Genomic DNA, 2,563 nt, shown 5'->3' on the forward strand with positions numbered 1-2,563 from the left:
TCGACCAGGCCATCCCTCTGCTCCAGCAGACCCTTGACGACTCCGCCCGCATTCTGGGGCCCCACCACCCCCGGACTCTCACCTCGCGCAACAATCTCGCCGGCGCCTACCAAGCCGCGGGCAGGCTCAGTGAGGCCATCCCCCTGTTCGAACAGGCCCTCACCGACCACACCTATATCCTGGGTCCCCACCATCCCGACACCCTCAACACGCGTAACAACCTCGCCGGCGCCTACCAGGCAGCCGGCAGGCTCCACGAGGCTATCCCCCTGTTCGAGCAGACCCTCACCGACTGCACCTACGTTCTAGGCCCCCACCACCCCCGTACCCTCAACACCCGTAACCATCTCGCCAATGCCTACCTTGCCGTGGGGAGGTCCGAGGAGGCGAAGAAGCTCTTCGGGACGCCGTGAGAATTCGGTCTCGGCGCCGCTGACCGCTTGTACGATAGCGGCATGGCCGATCCCCTCTCCCTCGCTGTCCTGTCAGCCAGCATCACCGGGCTGCTCATGCGCGGGGCCGCTGTGGCCGTCGATCCTTCGTGGAGCAGCGCGGCGTCACTGCCTAGCGAGGCCCTCAACGCGTGGCGCAGCCTGAGACGTCTGCAACAGGGGCGAGGTGGACAGGAGAATCCGCTAGAGGTATCCATCAAGGCCCGTCTTCAGAAGCAGGTGGATGACGCCAGCGCGCGGTACAAGCGGACCGGAGCCACTCAATCCGCCTTGGCTGGAGCCGTCACCGAGATGGAGGTGGCGCTCACGGAGCTCAGTGGGGACGACGCCGCAGTCCTTGAGGCGGTGCGGTTCCCGGACAACTTCAAGACCTACCTCCGACGGCGAGCGGCTGGCCGCCGCCAGAACGTCGAGGCTGCAGCCGAGCCCTTCTTCAATGACCTGACCCGCATCGTTGCCGAAGAGTTCATCCGTCTCGTGCCAGGCTCACGGGGCTTCGACATCGCCGCACTCAAGCAACTGCTCGCAGGCCAGGATCAGCTAATTGCCGGGCAGGAGCAACTGCTGGAGGGACAAGCAGAGACTAACGACCGCGTGAGGGAAGTGGCTTCCGACACCAAGACGATGGCTACGGATATCCAGGAGATCCATAGAGCGGTCACTCGAAACCAATCCGCCTTGCCCACGCGGATTCGCTTCGGCAGCCGCCCCAAGGTCACCGTGGGCTTCATCAAGCGAGAGGGGCAGGATGAGCTCTTCGATGCCATACTCACTCGCGCCGAGCCTCGTACAGTGCTGACGGGGATGAGAGGGAGCGGCAAGACTCAGCTGGCAGCCACGGTTGCGACCAGGTGCGAGGAGGAGGGGTGGTCCTTAGTCGCGTGGATCGATGCGGAGTCGCACGATGTGCTCATTTCAAATCTATACAATCTCGCACTGCAGACAGGTATCGACGCACCGAAGGATGTTCCTCCAGAGACTATTGTTCGGCGTTTCCTGGATCGACTGCGCTCAGCAGATGCGGCGGACTGCCTTTTCGTTTTCGACAACGTGGAGAATCTCGACGACCTGATAGGTTTCACCCCTGAAGGCTGTGGAGTTCGGGTCATCGTCACCACCACACGCCACCTCAATTGGGACAGTTTGGGATGGCTTCCGTTGACGGTTGGCATCTTCGAACGGGAGCAGTCGATTACCCTTCTCTGCGAGCGCACGGGTGACACTCACCGTGATGCGGCAGACCGGATCGCAGAGGCACTTGGCGACCTTCCTGTTGCAGTGTCCCAAGCCGCCACATTAGCCAAGTCGCGCAGATACCCCCTGTCCGAGTACCTTGACAGGCTAAACAACTACCCTCTTGAATTGAGCATCAGACGCCTCGAAGGAGAGGACTACCTCGACGCCGTCGGCATCGCGCTATTCATGGCCTACGAACAGACCTTGGACCAACTCAGATCTAAATCTCCTCAAAAGGAGAGGATCGCCATATCGCTCCTCGACACATTATCTCTTCTTGCCGCTTCCGGAGTGCCAACCCACTGGCTCCTGAGCCTCCACGATGACTCCGATGCAGTTCGAGATACTCTATCATTCCTGAGGAAATCATCCATCCTTCAAGAGTCCACTGATGGCAACAAGACCATCATTCACCGCCTTCAAGGGCAAGTTTACCGCGAAACCTACCTGAGCGAACAAGGGAAATTTAACAAAGCATGCACATACGCAACAACCATCCTCGACAAGATTGACATAGACCAACTAGCTAATTTTGAACAGCAGCGACAGGAAACACGAAATCTCGTTGAACAAATAGGTGCGGTCACATCTCAAGACCACTCTCGCCCATTATTTTCCGATCCAGATTTTGTCGCAATACTCGCAACGACGATACGGAATGCAGCCGACCTTGGGATGCCACAACTGGCACTTACCCTCACTGATTCTGTTACGCGGGCGGGCGACACCCTTGGCCCCGATCACCCCAGCACCCTCGCCTCACGCAACAACCTCGCCGAAGCCTATTGCGACGCGGGCAGGCTCGACGAAGCCATCACCCTGCACAGGCAGACACTCGAAGACCACACCCGTATCCTGGGCCCCCACCACCCCGA

At 59.8% G+C, this 2,563-nt stretch carries 2 protein-coding genes; both read left to right on the forward strand.

Translation table 11 applies throughout. The features are described from left to right. Positions 1-413, forward strand: a 413-nt coding sequence (locus HMPREF3165_RS13700) for a tetratricopeptide repeat protein (protein ID WP_256274912.1), incomplete at its 5' end; no start/stop codon positions are given. 42 nt (positions 414-455) lie between these two features. Beyond that, positions 456-2,563: tetratricopeptide repeat protein (locus HMPREF3165_RS03700; RefSeq protein ID WP_070510912.1), on the forward strand; the 2,108-nt coding region annotated here is incomplete at its 3' end.

The organism is Actinomyces sp. HMSC08A09 (assembly GCF_001807465.1).
Lineage (GTDB): Bacteria > Actinomycetota > Actinomycetes > Actinomycetales > Actinomycetaceae > Actinomyces > Actinomyces oris.